Origin of the sequence: Streptomyces fractus (genome assembly GCF_049844455.1) — a bacterium.
Lineage (GTDB): Bacteria > Actinomycetota > Actinomycetes > Streptomycetales > Streptomycetaceae > Streptomyces > Streptomyces fractus.
Map to the genome: position 1 here is coordinate 7,411,007 of NZ_JBMYHI010000002.1, position 15,467 is coordinate 7,426,473.

General features: G+C 69.8%; 17 protein-coding genes. 13 read left to right on the forward strand and 4 right to left on the reverse strand.

Going from position 1 to position 15,467, the window contains the following annotated elements; genetic code table 11:
* Nucleotides 1–61 precede the first annotated feature (61 nt).
* Nucleotides 62–1,489: an argininosuccinate lyase gene (gene argH / locus ACP4E5_RS35600; protein WP_425836038.1), complete on the forward strand. Its 1,428-nt coding sequence runs from the start codon at nt 62–64 to the stop codon at nt 1,487–1,489.
* 64 nt (nt 1,490–1,553) lie between these two features.
* Here argH and ACP4E5_RS35605 read toward each other — a convergent pair whose 3' ends face one another.
* Nucleotides 1,554–1,799, reverse strand: coding sequence for a hypothetical protein (locus tag ACP4E5_RS35605; RefSeq protein ID WP_425836040.1), 246 nt, complete (start codon nt 1,797–1,799; stop codon nt 1,554–1,556).
* Nucleotides 1,800–1,944: 145 nt separating this feature from the next.
* On the opposite strand from ACP4E5_RS35605, the gene ACP4E5_RS35610 reads away from it, so the two are divergent.
* Both ACP4E5_RS35610 and ACP4E5_RS35615 read left to right on the forward strand, forming a co-directional pair.
* Nucleotides 1,945–2,496 (forward strand): TetR/AcrR family transcriptional regulator, encoded by a 552-nt coding sequence (locus ACP4E5_RS35610; RefSeq protein ID WP_425836042.1) that lies wholly within the window; start codon nt 1,945–1,947, stop codon nt 2,494–2,496.
* Entirely contained in the window at nt 2,493–4,025 is a 1,533-nt protein-coding gene (locus ACP4E5_RS35615) for an MFS transporter (protein ID WP_425836044.1), read from the forward strand. The genes ACP4E5_RS35610 and ACP4E5_RS35615 overlap by 4 nt, the downstream gene beginning before the upstream one ends.
* A gap of 132 nt (nt 4,026–4,157) precedes the next feature.
* On the opposite strand, the gene ACP4E5_RS35620 is transcribed toward ACP4E5_RS35615, so the two are convergent.
* The gene (locus tag ACP4E5_RS35620) at nt 4,158–4,847 is read right to left on the reverse strand and encodes a lysophospholipid acyltransferase family protein (RefSeq protein WP_327664252.1); all 690 of its coding nucleotides are present in this window, start codon (nt 4,845–4,847) and stop codon (nt 4,158–4,160) included.
* A gap of 333 nt (nt 4,848–5,180) precedes the next feature.
* On the opposite strand from ACP4E5_RS35620, the gene ACP4E5_RS35625 reads away from it, so the two are divergent.
* From ACP4E5_RS35625 to ACP4E5_RS35635, 3 genes are all read left to right on the forward strand, one after another.
* Nucleotides 5,181–6,332: a glycerophosphodiester phosphodiesterase gene (locus ACP4E5_RS35625; RefSeq protein WP_425841901.1), complete on the forward strand. Its 1,152-nt coding sequence runs from the start codon at nt 5,181–5,183 to the stop codon at nt 6,330–6,332.
* A gap of 74 nt (nt 6,333–6,406) precedes the next feature.
* Nucleotides 6,407–6,946: an RNA polymerase sigma factor gene (locus ACP4E5_RS35630; RefSeq protein ID WP_425836046.1), complete on the forward strand. Its 540-nt coding sequence runs from the start codon at nt 6,407–6,409 to the stop codon at nt 6,944–6,946.
* Nucleotides 6,947–6,963: 17 nt separating this feature from the next.
* On the forward strand, nt 6,964–7,485 hold the full coding sequence (locus ACP4E5_RS35635; RefSeq protein ID WP_425836048.1) for a GNAT family N-acetyltransferase: 522 nt from the start codon (nt 6,964–6,966) through the stop codon (nt 7,483–7,485).
* A gap of 3 nt (nt 7,486–7,488) precedes the next feature.
* On the opposite strand, the gene ACP4E5_RS35640 is transcribed toward ACP4E5_RS35635, so the two are convergent.
* Nucleotides 7,489–7,884 carry a hypothetical protein gene (locus ACP4E5_RS35640; RefSeq protein WP_425841904.1) on the reverse strand — a complete coding sequence of 132 codons (396 nt, stop codon included), beginning with the start codon at nt 7,882–7,884 and terminating at the stop codon, nt 7,489–7,491.
* 94 nt (nt 7,885–7,978) lie between these two features.
* A complete protein-coding gene (locus ACP4E5_RS35645; RefSeq protein WP_266721663.1) occupies nt 7,979–8,338 on the reverse strand; it encodes a hypothetical protein in 360 nt (119 codons plus the stop codon).
* A 71-nt stretch (nt 8,339–8,409) separates the two neighbouring features.
* Here ACP4E5_RS35645 and ACP4E5_RS35650 point away from each other — a divergent pair, with 71 nt between their 5' ends.
* From ACP4E5_RS35650 to cbiE, 7 genes are all read left to right on the forward strand, one after another.
* Nucleotides 8,410–9,060: an HAD-IA family hydrolase gene (locus tag ACP4E5_RS35650; RefSeq protein ID WP_425836050.1), complete on the forward strand. Its 651-nt coding sequence runs from the start codon at nt 8,410–8,412 to the stop codon at nt 9,058–9,060.
* A gap of 445 nt (nt 9,061–9,505) precedes the next feature.
* Nucleotides 9,506–10,546: a methionine ABC transporter ATP-binding protein gene (locus ACP4E5_RS35655; protein WP_425836052.1), complete on the forward strand. Its 1,041-nt coding sequence runs from the start codon at nt 9,506–9,508 to the stop codon at nt 10,544–10,546.
* The gene (locus ACP4E5_RS35660) at nt 10,543–11,274 is read left to right on the forward strand and encodes a methionine ABC transporter permease (RefSeq protein ID WP_425836054.1); all 732 of its coding nucleotides are present in this window, start codon (nt 10,543–10,545) and stop codon (nt 11,272–11,274) included. The genes ACP4E5_RS35655 and ACP4E5_RS35660 overlap by 4 nt, the downstream gene beginning before the upstream one ends.
* Nucleotides 11,275–11,332: 58 nt before the next feature.
* Nucleotides 11,333–12,172 (forward strand): MetQ/NlpA family ABC transporter substrate-binding protein, encoded by an 840-nt coding sequence (locus ACP4E5_RS35665; protein ID WP_425836056.1) that lies wholly within the window; start codon nt 11,333–11,335, stop codon nt 12,170–12,172.
* Nucleotides 12,172–12,990 carry a MetQ/NlpA family ABC transporter substrate-binding protein gene (locus ACP4E5_RS35670; protein WP_425836058.1) on the forward strand — a complete coding sequence of 273 codons (819 nt, stop codon included), beginning with the start codon at nt 12,172–12,174 and terminating at the stop codon, nt 12,988–12,990. Before ACP4E5_RS35665 ends, ACP4E5_RS35670 begins: the two co-directional genes overlap by 1 nt.
* 149 nt (nt 12,991–13,139) lie before the next feature.
* Nucleotides 13,140–13,778: a GNAT family N-acetyltransferase gene (locus ACP4E5_RS35675; RefSeq protein WP_425836060.1), complete on the forward strand. Its 639-nt coding sequence runs from the start codon at nt 13,140–13,142 to the stop codon at nt 13,776–13,778.
* Nucleotides 13,779–13,899: 121 nt separating this feature from the next.
* Complete coding sequence (cbiE, locus tag ACP4E5_RS35680) at nt 13,900–15,114, forward strand: precorrin-6y C5,15-methyltransferase (decarboxylating) subunit CbiE (protein WP_425836062.1); 1,215 nt, start codon at nt 13,900–13,902, stop codon at nt 15,112–15,114.
* Nucleotides 15,115–15,467 lie beyond the last annotated feature (353 nt).

The following is a 15,467-nucleotide window of genomic DNA, read 5'->3' on the forward strand; positions in this document are numbered from 1 at the left end:
ATCATGCACAACGACAAGCGCACCGGCTTATCAGATCCACCCGGCCCGAGGAGCAGAGCACGTGAGCAGCAACACCGGCGATGTCCGCCTCTGGGGCGGCCGGTTCGCCGACGGCCCGGCCGAGGCCCTGGCGAAACTCTCCGCCTCCGTCCACTTCGACTGGCGCCTCGCCCCGTACGACATCGCGGGCTCCCGCGCCCACGCACGCGTGCTCAACAAGGCGGGGCTGCTCACCGAGGACGAGCTGACCCGCATGATCGCCGGCCTCGACCAGCTGGAGACGGACGTCGCGGACGGCTCCTTCGTCGGCACGATCGCCGACGAGGACGTGCACACCGCCCTCGAGCGCGGCCTTCTTGAGCGGCTCGGCCCGGACCTCGGCGGCAAGCTGCGCGCGGGCCGCTCGCGCAACGACCAGGTGGCGACGCTCTTCCGGATGTACCTGCGGGACGAGGCGCGGGCCATCGGCGGCCTGATCGCCGACCTCCAGGAGGCCCTCGTCGGCCTCGCGGAGGCGCACCCGGACGTCGCGATGCCGGGTCGGACGCACCTCCAGCACGCCCAACCGGTGCTCTTCGCCCACCACGTCCTGGCGCACGTCCAGTCCCTGTCCCGGGACGCGGAGCGGCTGCGCCAGTGGGACGAGCGGACGGCGGTCTCGCCGTACGGCTCCGGCGCCCTGGCCGGCAGCAGCCTCGGCCTCGACCCGGAGGCGGTGGCGCGGGACCTCGGCTTCGAGCACGGCAGCTCCGCCAACTCCATCGACGGCACGGCCTCCCGCGACTTCGTCGCCGAGTTCAGCTTCATCACCGCGATGATCGGCGTGAACCTCTCGCGGATCGCCGAGGAGGTCATCCTGTGGAACACGAAGGAGTTCTCCTTCGTCACGCTCCACGACGCCTTCTCCACCGGCTCGTCGATCATGCCGCAGAAGAAGAACCCGGACATCGCGGAGCTGGCGCGCGGCAAGTCGGGCCGCCTCATCGGCAACCTCACGGGCCTGATGGCGACGCTCAAGGCGCTCCCGCTCGCGTACAACCGTGACCTCCAGGAGGACAAGGAGCCGGTCTTCGACTCCTGCGACCAGTTGGCTCTCCTGCTCCCGGCGTTCACCGGCATGATGGCCACCCTCACGGTCAACCGGGAGCGCATGGAGGAGCTGGCCCCGGCCGGCTTCTCGCTCGCCACGGACATCGCCGAGTGGCTGGTGCGGCAGGGCGTCCCGTTCCGTGTGGCGCACGAGGTCGCGGGCGAGTGCGTCAAGGTCGCCGAGGCGGAGGGCAAGGAGCTCGACGGCCTCACCGACGACCAGTTCGCCAAGATCTCCGAGCACCTCACGCCCGAGGTCCGCTCGGTGCTCAACGTTCCGGGCGCCCTGGCCTCCCGCTCGGGCCGCGGTGGCACGGCGCCGAGCGCGGTCGCCGTCCAGCTCGCCGAGGTCAAGCAGGACCTGACGGTGCAGCGCGCCTGGGCCGACGCGAAGAAGTAGCCGCAACACACGTAGAGGCCCGGTTCACCCGTAAGGGGTGGGCCGGGCCTCTACGTGTCTGTGGTCAGCGGCGGGCCCGCGCGCCGCCCCCATAGCTCGACAGGTCGAGCAGCAGGCCGACGACGATCACGATCCAGCCGATCCCGCGGACCCCCACCACGGGCGCGTACGCGAAGACGTAGCCCAGGGTCGTCCACGGCAGCAGGACCAGGCCGATGAGCGGCAGCAGAACGCCGTTGAAGGCGCGGTCCACGAGATTGGTGAACAGCCACGTGATCACCAGCGCCACACGCGGCCCGATGGCAGCCATCGCCGCGAAGATGCAGCAGCCCATGCCGGTACCTCCCGAGAGTCGGACGTTCCGACAGTCGTAACACTGCGTGAGGGGATCGGCCACCGGAGACCTTCGAGCCTCGCATGAGACAGCCATGTCTCATCCGGGGTACTCTTGTCTCATGTCCTTCGATCGTGCCCAGGTGCTGCGCAGCGCCGCCGCCCTGCTCACCCGCAAATCCACGGCCACCATGGACGAGGTGGCGCGGGCCGCCGGCATCAGCCGCGCGACCCTGCACCGCCAGTTCGCGGGCCGGGACGCGCTGGTCCGCGCGCTGGAGGAGCTCGGCATCGCCGAGTGTGTGGCGGCGCTCGACCGCGCCGCGCTCGACGAGGGACCGGCCGCGGACGCGCTGCGCCGCCTCATCCGCGAGGTCGAACCGGCGGCGCCGCTGCTCGCCTTCCTCGTCACGGAGAACCAGCTCTTCGAGGGCGAGCAGCAGAACGCGGGCTGGGCCCAGCTGGACTCCCGCATCGAAGCGCTGTTCCGGCGCGGCCAGGAGGCCGGCGAGTTCCGGATCGACCTGACGCCCGCCTGGCTGACCGAGGCGCTCTACGGCCTCATCGGCAGCGCCGCTTGGTCCGTACAGGACGGCCGCGTCGCGGCCAAGGACTTCCAATTCATGATCGTCGAGCTGCTGCTCGGCGGCGCACTACGGAGAGTGGAACCATGACCAGCACACCACAGCGCACCCCTGCGGCGGAGGTGGTGTCGTCCCGTCCAGCGCGGTGGCTCGCCCTCTCCGTCCTCGTGCTGGCCGTGCTGCTCGTCGCCGTCGACGCGACCGTCCTCGGCCTCGCGACCCCGTACATCAGCGAGGACCTGAAGCCCTCCGGTACGCAGCTGCTCTGGATCGGCGACGTCTACTCGTTCGTCATCGCGGGCCTGCTCGTCTCGATGGGCAGCCTCGGTGACCGCATCGGCCGAAAGAAGCTGCTCCTGACGGGCGCGGTCGCGTTCGGCGCGGTCTCGGTGCTCAACGCGTACGCGACGACGCCGGAAATGATGATCCTGGCGCGCGCCCTGCTGGGTGTCGCGGGCGCGACCCTAATGCCCTCCACGCTGGCCCTGATCCGCAACATCTTCCACGACCCGCGCGAGCGTTCCCTGGCCATCGGCATCTGGGGTGCCATGGCCTCGGCCGGCGCGGCGGTCGGCCCCGTCGTCGGCGGGTTCCTGCTGGAGCACTTCTGGTGGGGCTCGGTCTTTCTGATCAACCTGCCCGTGATGGCGATCCTGGTCGTCGTCGGCGCGAAGCTCATCCCCGAGTCGAAGAACCCGGTGCCGGGCCCGTGGGACCTGCTGAGCGTGGTGCTCTCCCTCGTCGGCATGATCGGTGTCGTCTACGCGGTGAAGGAGGCGGCGGCGCACGGCTTCGGGCCGGGCGTGGCGGCGTCGGCGGTGGTCGGTGTGGCGGGTCTCGTGTGGTTCGTGCGGCGCCAACTCACGCTGCGGGCGCCTCTGTTGGACATGCGGCTGTTCCGCAACCGGGGCTTCTCGGGCGCGGTCCTCGCCGACCTGCTGACCATCCTCGGCCTCGCGGGCCTGGTCTTCTTCCTGTCCCAGTTCCTGCAACTGGTGCAGGGGCGTGCGCCGTTCGAGGCGGGCCTCGCCGAACTCCCGGCCGCGGTCGGGGCGGTGGTGGCGGGTCTGATCGCGGGCACGGTGGCGCGGCGCCTCTCGGTGCGTTCCGTCGTCGCGGGCGGGCTCGCGGCGGTGGGCCTGGCCCTCGCCGCGCTCACCACGCTGAGCCAGTCGACCGGATACCCGCTGCTCGGCACGGTGCTGCTCGTCGTCGGTATCGGCGCGGGCTTCTCGTTCACGGTGACGGCCGACGTGATCCTGTCCAGCGTGCCCAAGGAGCAGGCGGGCGCGGCGTCGGCGGTGTCCGAGACGGCGTACGAACTCGGTACGGCGCTCGGTATCGCGGTGCTCGGCTCGATCGTGACCGGCGTCTACTCGGGGTTCACGGTCCCGGCGGGCACGCCGGGCGACGTCGCGGCGGCTGCGCACGATTCGCTCGGCGGGGCGGTCGAGGCGGCGAGTGGCCTGCCGGCCGGGCAGGCGGACGCGCTCCTCGCCGACGCCCGGACCGCCTTCGTGGACGGCCTCCAGGTGGCGGCGGGCGTCGGAGCGGTGGTGCTCTTGGCGACGTCGGTGGCGGCGTGGTTCCTGCTGCGCGGCCAACGCCTGGAACAGTGACCATTTCAAGCCTCTGCGGCGATTGAGCAGCGGGGTCCGGGCGGAGCCCCGTGAGCGGAGGACGGCGCCGCAGCAAAAAGCCCGGTCGACCGGAAGATTCGGTCGGCCGGGCCCACGCACCCGTAGGAGCGGCTACGCCGCTTTCGCCTTCGAGGCGTACATGTCCACGTACTCCTGGCCGGACAGTCGCATGACCTCGGTCATGACCGAGTCCGTGACGGCCCGCAGGACGTACCGGTCGCGCCCCATCCCGTCGTAGCGCGAGAACTCCATCGGCTCACCGAAGCGCACCGTCACCTTGCCGGGACGCGGAATCCCCGCACCCCCGGGCTGCAGCTTGTCCGTGCCGATCATGGCGAAGGGGACGACGGGCGCACCCGTCATCAACGTCAGACGGGCGATGCCGGTCCGGCCGCGGTACAGGCGGCCGTCGGGGGAGCGCGTGCCCTCCGGGTAGATCCCGAAGATGTTGCCCTCCTCCAGGATGCGGCGGCCGGTCATCAGCGCGGCCACACCGCCGTTGGCCCCGTCGCGGTCGACCGGGATCATGCCGACCCCCGTGAAGAACCACGCCATGAGGCGGCCCTTGAGGGACTTGCCGGTGACGTACTCGTCCTTGCCGATGAAGAAGACCTGCCGGTCACAGACGAGCGGCAGCAGCATCGAGTCGATGAACGTCAGGTGGTTGCCCGCCAGAATGACGGGTCCGTTCCCCGGAATCTTCTCTGCGCCTTCCACACGTAGGCGGAACATCAGGCGCATGATCGGACCGAGCACTGCCTTGATGAGCGCGAAGCGGGACAACGAGCCCTCCGATGTCAAGGAATGAGCAGGGATGGGTACCTGGTTTGGACTGAGGAGTCTGTGCAGGTGAGGACGATACTCGCGGACGAGTACCCGTTGCACATCGGGTTCACCGAGTGGATACGCGGAGTTGACCGAAGTTTGCGCCCCGTTGATGCGCGGGCAACGCCCGGACGCCACGCCGCCACACCCTGACGTTCCGTCCAAGGTCTCCCATTCGTCACTTCTCCACCCCTACGATCGGTCTCGCTTTGACAGGTGCAAGGCAGTACTGGGTGGGAGGAGTGCTTCATGGGGAACCAGGGGAACGAGAAGTCACAGGCGGCGCAGGGGGCGCGGCAGCCACGGACCATGGGGGCGTTCGGCCGGCGTTCGCTGCTCGGCGCCGCGGTCGTCGGCGCGGGCGCGACGGCACTCGGGGCGGCCGGAACGGCGAGAGCCGCCGACAGGGAAAGTGGCGCGAATAACATGAACAAGGGCCTCGCGGGCCTCCCCGTGCCCACGGTCATCGCGCACCGCGGCACCAGCGGCTACCGGCCGGAGCACACCCTCGGCTCGTACCAGCTCGCGCTCGACATGGGCGCGCACATCATCGAGGCCGGCGACCTGTGCCCGACCAAGGACGGGCATCTCGTATGCCGTCACGAGCCGGAAATCGGGGGCACGACCAATGTGTCGGACCACCCCGAGTTCGCCGGCCGCAAGACCACGAAGAGCCTCGACGGCGTGGCCACCACCGGCTGGTTCACCGAGGACTTCACGCTCGCCGAACTGAAGACGCTGCGGGCCAAGGAGCGCATCCCCGCCACCCGCCAGCACAACACCCTCTACGACGGCCGCTGGGAGATCCCCACCTTCGAGGAGGTCCTGCGCTGGCGCGCCGAGCAGAGCAAGAAGCTCGGCCGCGAGGTGTGGATCTACCCGGAGCTCAAGCACCCCACCTACTTCCGCAAGCAGAACCTCGGCCTGGAGGAGCGCCTCGCCAAGGTGCTGCGCGCGCACGGCCTGCATCGGAAGAACTCGCCCGTCATCATCCAGTCCTTCGAGCCGACGAGCATCCAGCGCATGAACAAGCTGGTCGACAACCCGCTCGCGGTCCTGTTGTCCACGGCGAAGTCCCGCCCGTACGACTTCGTGGACAGCGGCGACCCGCGCACCGTCGCCGACCTGATCACGCCCAAGGGCCTCGCGGAGATCGCGTCGTACGCGAACGGCATCGGCCCGACCCTCGACCTGATCATCCCGAAGGACGCGAACGGCAAGCTGCTGCAGCCCACGACCCTGGTCAAGGACGCGCACAAGGCGGGCCTCATCCTGCACCCCTACACGATGCGCAACGAGAACACCTTCCTGCCGGCCGACTTCAAGAAGGGCACCGACCCGAACGCGTACGGCGACGCGTTCGGCGCCTTCAAGGCGTACTACGAGACCGGCATCGACGGTCTCTTCTCGGACAACTGCGACACGGCGCTCCTCGCCCGCGAGGACTTCGTCAACGGGTGACCCCCGGGCGCCGGTTGGAGTGAGACCCGGCCGCCCCGGCAACCGGCCGCCGGGGCGGCCCCGTCCCGCCGTACATGACGTACGACACCGTGATCGAGCCCCTGCGCGCCCTCCTCGCGGCCGAGGTCCGTGCCGAACTCCCGGGCGCCACCGGCGATCCCGGCGATCTCGAACAGGCCGTGTGGGTCCGCCTCCTGGAACACCTCGGCACCCAGGGCGCGCCGGACGACCCCGCCGCCTGGCTCCGCGAAGCCGTCCGCGCCGAGGCCCGCCTCCAGCGGCGTACGGCACTGCGCGAATTGCCGTACGGACTGTGGCCCGCCGCCGATCCGGACGCCGTCGACCCCGAACGCCGGGCGCTCGCCCGCGAACGCGACCAGGCGCTGCGCAGCGCGGTGCGCCGGCTGCCCGGCCGCTGCCCGCGCCTCATCGGCGCGCTGCTGTCCCCGCAAGACCTCACTTACCGTGAGATCGCGGGCGAGTTGGGTATCTCACAGGGCAGCCTTGGGCCGGAACGTTCCAGATGTCTGGGATGCCTGCGCAGAATCCTGCCCTCCGAGGTTGCGCTCACGGCCCGCCGGGCAAAGGGTGAAGGACAACCGGCGAACAGGTGAGCGGGAGGCATGCACACATGGGCATGAGCGTGACCATCTCTGCGGCGACCGAAGCGGATGCCGAACGGATCCTCAAGTTGCAGTACCTCTGCTACCAGAGCGAGGCGCAGCTCTACGGGGACTACTCGATCGAGCCGCTCACACAGTCCCTGGCCTCGATCAGGGCCGAACTCGACAGCGGCACCGTGCTCGTGGCGCGCCTCGGCGACGAGGTGGTGGCGTCCGTGCGCGGCACACTCGACGCCGACGGCACGGCGCACATCAACAAGCTGATCGTCCACCCGCGGATGCAGCGGCACGGCCTCGGCGGCCGGCTGCTCGCCGCCGTGGAGGCGGAGTTGGGGGCGGCGGGCACGGCCAAGCGCTTCCAGCTGTTCACCGGCCACCGCAGCGATCACAACCTGCGCCTGTACCGGCAGCACGGCTACGAGACCGTATCGACGGAACGCGTCGACGAGCGCCTCACCGTGGTGACGCTCGCCAAGGACGCCGGGTCCGAGGGAGCTGCCGCGAAGAAGGCGTTCGCGGCGAGCGCCTGACGGTCAGCTCTCCGGCTGCTGCCGCTTGAGCACACCCTTGCGCAGCCAGTACATCGCGCTCAGCGGCAGCAGCACCGGGATGAACAGATAGCCGATCCCGAAGTCCGACCACACGGTCGCGTCCGGGAACGCGGACGGCTCCACCAGCGTCCACGTGCCGACGATCAGCACACCCGCCAACTCCAGTGCGCAGCACACGAACGCGGCCCGCCGCGCCGTGTCCCCGCCGCGCACCAGCGAGTACGTGATGAAGGCGTACACGAGCCCCGCCACCGCCGAAAGCGAGTACGCCAGCGGCGCCTTGTCGAACTCGGTGGAGATCTGCACGGCCGAGCGCGACACGGCGCCGACCACCATCACGCCGTACAGCCACACCAGCAGGATGCCGGGCCCGCCGATGAGGCGGCGCCGCTTCTTCTCGGCCTTGGCGGCGGCCTTCGCGGCCTGCGCGGCGGCCTTCGCGGTGTCCTTCTCCTCAGCGGTCACAGCCACCTCAGCCTCCCCAGATGTCAAAGAGCCGCACCTCGAGCACGGCGAGCACCACGCCGCCCGCGGCGACCGTCACCGAACCCCAGCGGGTGCGCTCGGCGAGCGACATGAAGCCCGCCGCCGGAACGCAGGCGAACGCCCCGATCAGATACGCGACGAAGATCGTCGTGCCCTGGTCCGGCTTCTCGCCCCGAGCCAGCTGCACGATCCCGACCACCAGCTGCACCAGCGCGAGCACCGACACCACGGCCATGCCGATGAAGTGCCAGTCCTTGGTCGGCTGGTCGCGATACGCGGCGAAACCGCACCAGGCCGCGAGCGCCAGCGCGGCGAGACCCGTCACCAGGGTCAGGACATCAAGCATGGCCGTGAGCCTATTACGGGCCAAAAGACCCGATGCGCTCGACCCCGGTATGCCCCGTACCCTCGGGACATATGAAGATCACCGCTGACGCCCTGCTGTTCGACAACGACGGAACCCTGCTCTCGTCGATGGAGTCGGTGTACCGCTGCTGGACCCGCTGGGCCGAGGAGTACGGGATCACCGCCGAGGCCTTCGCCGCCGTCGAACTGCACGGCCGCCCCGCCGCCGAGATCGCCGCCGACCTGCTGCCCGCCGAGAAGGTTCCCGGCGCCGTCGCCCGCATCGAGGAGCTGGAGGTCGAGGACGTGCCGAACGGCGGCACCCACGTCCTGCCCGGCACGCTCGACCTGCTCACTTCCCTCCCCGACGAGAACTGGGCCGTCGTCACCTCCGCCACCCGCCGCCTGGCCGAGGCCCGGCTCGCCGCCGTCGGGATCAGGACGCCGCTGCTCATCGCCGCCGACGACATCACGCACGGCAAGCCCAACCCCGAGCCGTTCCTGCTCGCCGCGGGGAAGCTGGGCGTGGACCCGGAGCGCTGCGTCGTCTTCGAGGACGCCCCGGCCGGTCTCACCGCGGGCCGCGCCGGCGGCATGAAGACCGTGGCGTTGACCACAACGCACGAGGCGGACGAGCTGTCCGCGGACGTCGTGGTGAAGGACCTCTCGGCCGTGTCCGCGCAGGTCACGGACGCGGGCGTGGAGATCACCGCCGCGAGCTGACCCTTCGTGGGTGATCGGCCCCCGCCGTCCGCATACCGGACGGCGGGGGCCGATCGCGTCCTCACGTCTGCTTTACTTGCCCGCATGACCACGACGAGCAGCCGCACCCTTGCGACCGAGGCGACCATGACGCCCGGTGCTGCTTGTATGTGTCGAATGTGCGCCTTCTGAGGGCCCCCACCCCGCCTGTTCTCGCGCCCCGAAGCGAGACCCGCGCGCCCTGTTCCGTAGGGAGTGACTCCGCAGGGAGAAACAGTCCACCTACGTGACCAGTCCACCTACGTGACAGGGTCTGCCCCGCGCACAGCTTCTCCGCACCGGCTCGCCCGCCTCGGCGAGAACCTGTCGCGCCCGGAAACTTCGCACGTCACCGAGCAAGTTCCCGACCGAATGCCCCGTGCCCGGCGCCACCCGTGCCGCGCACTCGACAGCTACGGAAACCCACGTGATCACCACCAAGGGCCTCACCAAGGTCTACCGCTCGCGCGGCCGAGAGGTCACCGCCCTCGACGGCGTCGATCTGCACGTGCGTGAAGGCGAGGTGTACGGCGTCATCGGCCAGTCCGGCGCCGGCAAGTCCTCGCTGATCCGCTGCGTGAACCTGCTCGAGCGACCGACCGCCGGCACCGTGACCGTCGCAGGACAGGACCTCACCGCCCTCGTCGGCCGCGGCTCGCGCGCCGGCAAGGAACTGCGCGAGGCGCGCAGCCGCATCGGCATGGTCTTCCAGCACTTCAACCTGCTGTCCTCGCGCACCGTGCAGGACAACGTCGAGCTGCCGCTGGAGATCCTCGGCAAGTCGGGGAAGGAACGTTCCGCCAAGGCGCTGGAACTCCTCGACCTGGTCGGCCTCGCCGACAAGGCCAAGTCCTACCCCGCCCAGCTCTCCGGCGGCCAGAAGCAGCGCGTCGGCATCGCCCGCGCGCTCGCCGGCGACCCGAAGGTGCTGCTCTCCGACGAGGCGACGAGCGCCCTCGACCCGGAGACCACCCGCTCGATCCTCCAGCTCCTGCGCGACCTCAACCGGCAGCTCGGCCTCACCGTGCTGCTGATCACGCACGAGATGGACGTCGTCAAGACCGTCTGCGACTCCGCCGCCCTCATGGAGCGCGGGCGGATCGTCGAGTCCGGCACCGTCAGCGAACTCCTCGCGACGCCCGGCTCCGAACTCGCCTCCGCGCTCTTCCCGGTCAGCGGCGAGGCGTCCGGCGCCGACCGCACCGTCATCGACGTCACCTTCCACGGCGAGTCGACGACCCAGCCGGTCATCTCGCAGCTCTCCCGCACCTACAACGTCGACATCTCGATCCTCGGCGCCGCGATGGACACCGTCGCGGGCAAGCAGGTCGGCCGCATGCGCATCGAACTGCCCGGCCGCTACGACGACAACGTCGTGCCGATCGGCTTCCTGCGCGAACAGGGCCTCCAGGTCGACGTCCAGGGCGCCGCGCCCTCCGCGGTACTGAAGGAAGGTGTCACCAAGTGACCTGGTCGGAGATGCAGCCGCTGCTGTCCCAGGCGTGTTGGGACACGTTCTACATGGTCGGCTGGTCCACGCTCATCGCGGTCGTCGGCGGACTGCCGCTCGGCGTGCTCCTCGTCCTCACGGACCGCGGCGGACTGCTGCAGAACGCGTTCGTGAACAAGGTCCTCGGGCAGGTCGTGAACATCGTCCGCTCGATGCCCTTCATCATCCTGATGGTCGCCCTGATGGGCTTCACGCGCGCGGTCGTCGGCACCACCATCGGCCGCGAGGCCGCCATCGTGCCGCTCGCCATCGGCGCCATCCCGTTCTTCGCGCGGCTCGTCGAGACGTCCGTGCGCGAGGTCGACGGCGGCCTGATCGAGGCCGTGCAGTCGATGGGCGGCAACACCTGGACCGTCGTACGCAAGGTCCTCGTGCCCGAGTCGCTGCCCTCGCTGATCTCGGCGACCACCACGACGATCGTCGCGCTCATCGGCTACTCGGCCATGGCCGGCACCGTTGGCGCGGGCGGCCTCGGCGACATCGCGATCCGCTACGGCTACCAGCGCTTCGAGGCCAGTCTGATGTGGATCACGGTGGCGATCCTCGCCGTCGTCATCTCGCTCATCCAGTTCGCGGGCGACAGCGGCGCCCGGGTCCTGCACCGCCGCGCGGGCAAGGGCGGGGACCCGGTCCGCTTCAACCTTTTCGCGGGCCGTACCGCTGTCACCGCCACCAAGTCCGGCTGAATCCTGTTCTCCCCGTCGTACCCCGGCGGGTCGCACCACTGATGGAAAGGCACTTTTCGTGCGTAACACCACCAAGATCACCGCAGCTGTCCTCGCCACCGGCGCCCTCACCCTGGGCCTGACGGCTTGTGGATCAGGCAACTCCGACGACGCGGGCTCCAAGGCCAAGGCCTCCGACCCGCTGGTCGTCGCCGCGACTCCCGTCCCGCACGCCGAGATTCTGAACTACATCAAGAAGAATCTGGCGAAGAAGGAAGGCCTCAAGCTCGAGGTCAAGGAGTTCACCGACTACGTGACGCCGAACAACGCCACCGAGGACGGTTCGGTCGACGCCAACTACTTCCAGACGAAGCCCTACCTGGAAGACTTCAACAAGAAGAACGGCACGCACCTCAAGTCGGTCGCCACCGTCCACCTGGAGCCGCTCGGCCTCTACTCGCAGAAGGCCAAGAAGATCGACGGCCTGAAGAAGGGCGGCACCGTCGCCCTTCCGAACGACGCCGACAACGAGAGCCGCGCCCTGCGCTTCCTCGCCGCGAACGACCTCATCACCCTGAAGAAGGGCTCGGAGGCCACCGCGACCCCGCAGGACATCGCGAAGAACCCGAAGGACCTCCAGTTCAAGGAGGTCGAGGCGGCGCAGACCCCGCGCTCCCTCAAGGACGTCGACGCCGCGGTGATCAACGGCAACTACGCCATCGGTGCCGACCTCAGCCCGGCCAAGGACGCCCTCGCCCTGGAGTCCACGAAGAACAACGCGTACAACAACGTGCTCGCCATCAAGGACGGCAACCAGGACGACCCTCGCGTGAAGAAGCTCGCGAAGCTCCTGACGTCGCCCGAGGTGAAGAAGTTCATCGAGACCAAGTACAAGGGCTCGGTGCTCCCCTCCTTCTGATGCCGACTCCCTTGAAGCACACGATTCCCGCCGCCGTGATCGCCGGGGCACTCGTCCTCGGCCTCACGGCCTGCGGTTCCGACAAGGCGGACGCGAGCCAGAAGCTGGTCGTCGGGGCGACGCCGACCCCGGCCGGCGAAGTCCTCACGTACGTACAGAAGAACCTGGCCGAGAAGGCCGGACTCGACCTGGAGATCAAGGAGTTCACGGACTACGTCCTGCCGAACACCGCGCTCCAGCAGGGCGACCTCGACGCCAACCTGTTCCAGCACACGCCGTACCTGAAGGACTTCAACAAGTCCAAGGGCACGACGCTCGCGCCGGTCACCCAGGTCTACCTGCCGCCGCTCGGCTTCTACTCCAAGAAGACGAAGGACGTGCGCGAGCTGCGTGACGGGGCGACCGTCGCGCTGCCGAACGACATCACCAACGAGGGCAGGGCGCTCGAACTCCTCGCCTCCCAGGGCGTGATCGGCCTCAAGAAGGGCGCCGGACTGAACGCGACGCCCGAGGACATCGCGAAGAACCCCAAGGGGCTCAAGTTCAAGGAACTCGAAGCGGCCCAGCTGCCGCGCTCGTTGGACGACGTCGACGTGGCCGCCGTCAACAACAACTTCGCGATGGACGCGGGCCTCAACCCCAAGAAGGACGCCATCCTTCTGGAGTCCGTCAAGGACAATCCGTACAACAACATCCTCGCCGTCAAGAAGGGCGACGAGGACGACCCGCGGGTCAAGAAGCTGGCGAAGCTGCTGACTTCACCCGAGGTCAAGAAGTTCATCGAGACCAAGTACAAGGGTTCGGTGCTCCCCGTCTGAGGGGCCCGTACCGTGCGCTTTCATGGGGGCCGCTCCCGGCAACGGGGGCGGCCCCCATGTGCAGTTACGTGCCTTCATGCTGCATGCTGGGCACTTCACGAGGCCCGACGCGCGAAGGTAGAAGGCCAACGAAGGTTACGGAGCGGCGCATGACGAACACCTTCCCCGAGATCTCCATCAGCACGGAGCGCTTGGTCTTGCGTCCACTCGACGAGGACGACGTGCCCGCGCTCGCGGAGATGATGAACGACGAGCTGGTCGCCGCCTGGACGTCGGTGCCGCAGCCGTTCACGGAGGAGGGTGCCCGCCGCTGGATCTCCGAGGGCGTTCCGAGGCGCCGCGCGAGCGGCGCCGGACTCGACCTCGCCGTCACCGAGTTCCTCACCCAGCGTCTCGTCGGCACCATCCGGCTCACCGAGACCGACTGGCACGTGCGGTCCACCGAGCTCTCGTACATCGTCGCCCCCTGGGCGCGCGGCGAGGGCTACGCGTCGGAGGCCGCGCTCGCCACGGCCCAGTGGCTCTTCCGCGACCAGCACCTGGAGCGCATCGAGCTGCGCACCGCCGCCGACAACACCGCGGCCCAGCAGGTCGCCCAGAAGATCGGCTGCATCAGCGAGGGCGTCCTGCGCAACGCGTGCATAGCGCGTACGCGCACCGAGGACGGCGGCCTGGCCGAGGCCCGTACGGACTTCATCGTGTGGAGCCTGCTGCCCGAGGACCTGGAGGGCGTCACCGAGCAACTGGCGGAGGCCGGGGGTTTCACCGCCTTCTCGGACTGGAACTGACCTCACGGGCGGTCGAAGGGCCGGGCAGGTACGCTCACGGTGCCCCGATCCCGGCGGCGCCCCCGACCTCCGTGCCGCATGGGCACGTACGTACCCGAGCACACCCTGGAGACTGACGACGATGGCCGACCGGGTCACGGTGATCGGCTGGGACGGTTCGCCGCTGACGGACGCGGCCCGCTCGGCACTCGGCGCGGCCACGCTCGTGGCGGGCGCCGCACACCACCTGGCGCTGCCCGAGGTGCCCGAGCGCGCCGAGCGCGTCCGGCTCGGCAGCGTGGCCCTCGCCGCCCGCCGCATCGCAGGCCACCGCGGCACGGCCGTCGTCCTCGCGGACGGTGACCCCGGCTTCTTCGGCGTCGTACGCACCCTGCGCGCGCCCGAGTACGGCCTCGAGGTCGAGGTCGTGCCCGCCGTGTCCTCGGTCGCTCAGGCGTTCGCCCGCGCGGGCATGCCCTGGGACGACGCACAGGTGGTCGTCGCACACCGCCGCACCCTGCGACGCGCGGTGAATGTGTGCCGCGCCCACACCAAGGTCGCCGTCCTGACCTCACCCGGCGCCGGGCCCGCCGAACTGGGCCTGTTGCTGGAGGGCGTCCACCGCACCTTCGTCATCTGCGAGGAACTCGGCACCGACCGCGAACAGGTCACCGTCGTCACCTCCGACAAGGCCGCCGACCACACCTGGCGCGACCCCAACGTCGTCATCGTCATCGGCGGACCGGTCACCGGCGCCCCCGCGAGCGGCAACTGGCTGGCCGGCGGCGACCCCGACGGGGCACCGCGCGGCTGGGCGCTGCCCGCCGAGGAGTACGCGGGACCCTTCGGCGAGGGCGAGACCGAACAGCTGCGCGCCGCCCAACTCGCCCGCCTCGGGCCGCGCGCGGGCGACCTCGTGTGGGACATCGGCTCCGGCAGCGGAGCGTTCACGACGGAGGCCGGGCGGTTCGGCGCCGCCGTCATCGCCGTCGACCGCGACGCCGACGCCTGCGCCCGCACCCTCGCCGTCGCCCGGCGCTTCGGCGTCCAGGTCCAGATCGTGAACGGCACCGCCCCGTACGCCCTGGAGGACCTCCCGGAGCCCGACGTCGTCCGCGTCGGCGGCGGGGGAGCGGCCGTCGTCTCGGCCGTCGCGGACCGGCGCCCCGCCCGCATCGTCACGCACGCCGCGACACGCGATGCCGCCGAACTCATCGGCAGGGACCTGACGGAGCACGGATACGACGTCGAGTGCGCCCTCCTGCAATCCGTCGAACTGGACACTCGCGCCTGGACGGAGAAGGAGCGGACCGTGGGGTTCCTCCTGTCCGGACGGCTGCCCGTCCGCCACCCGTGACCCGGGCGGCGCGCCGCGCGCGGTAGGCTGGCCGATCGTTGTACCGCACCGGGACGTTCGGTTCTTCGTACGCCAATGTCCCGAAAACGCACCACTTTTGAGGTGCGTGTGGTACGGCAGCGACCGGAGGACGCGCAACGTGGCGCAGTCCACAGAAGGCCATGGTCGAACTACGTTCCGTGGCCGCGGTCCGACCGGGACAATGCCTGTTGTCCGGAGCGGTTCGTGCCGCGTGGCGCGCGCGCTCGTTCTTGTTGACGGGCGGTCGACGCGTCGCCCCGGACAGCGAAACAGTGAATCGTGAAGGTGCACGCAGTTCCGGCGGACGGCCGGGGGCGGCCAGGAAGTTCTCA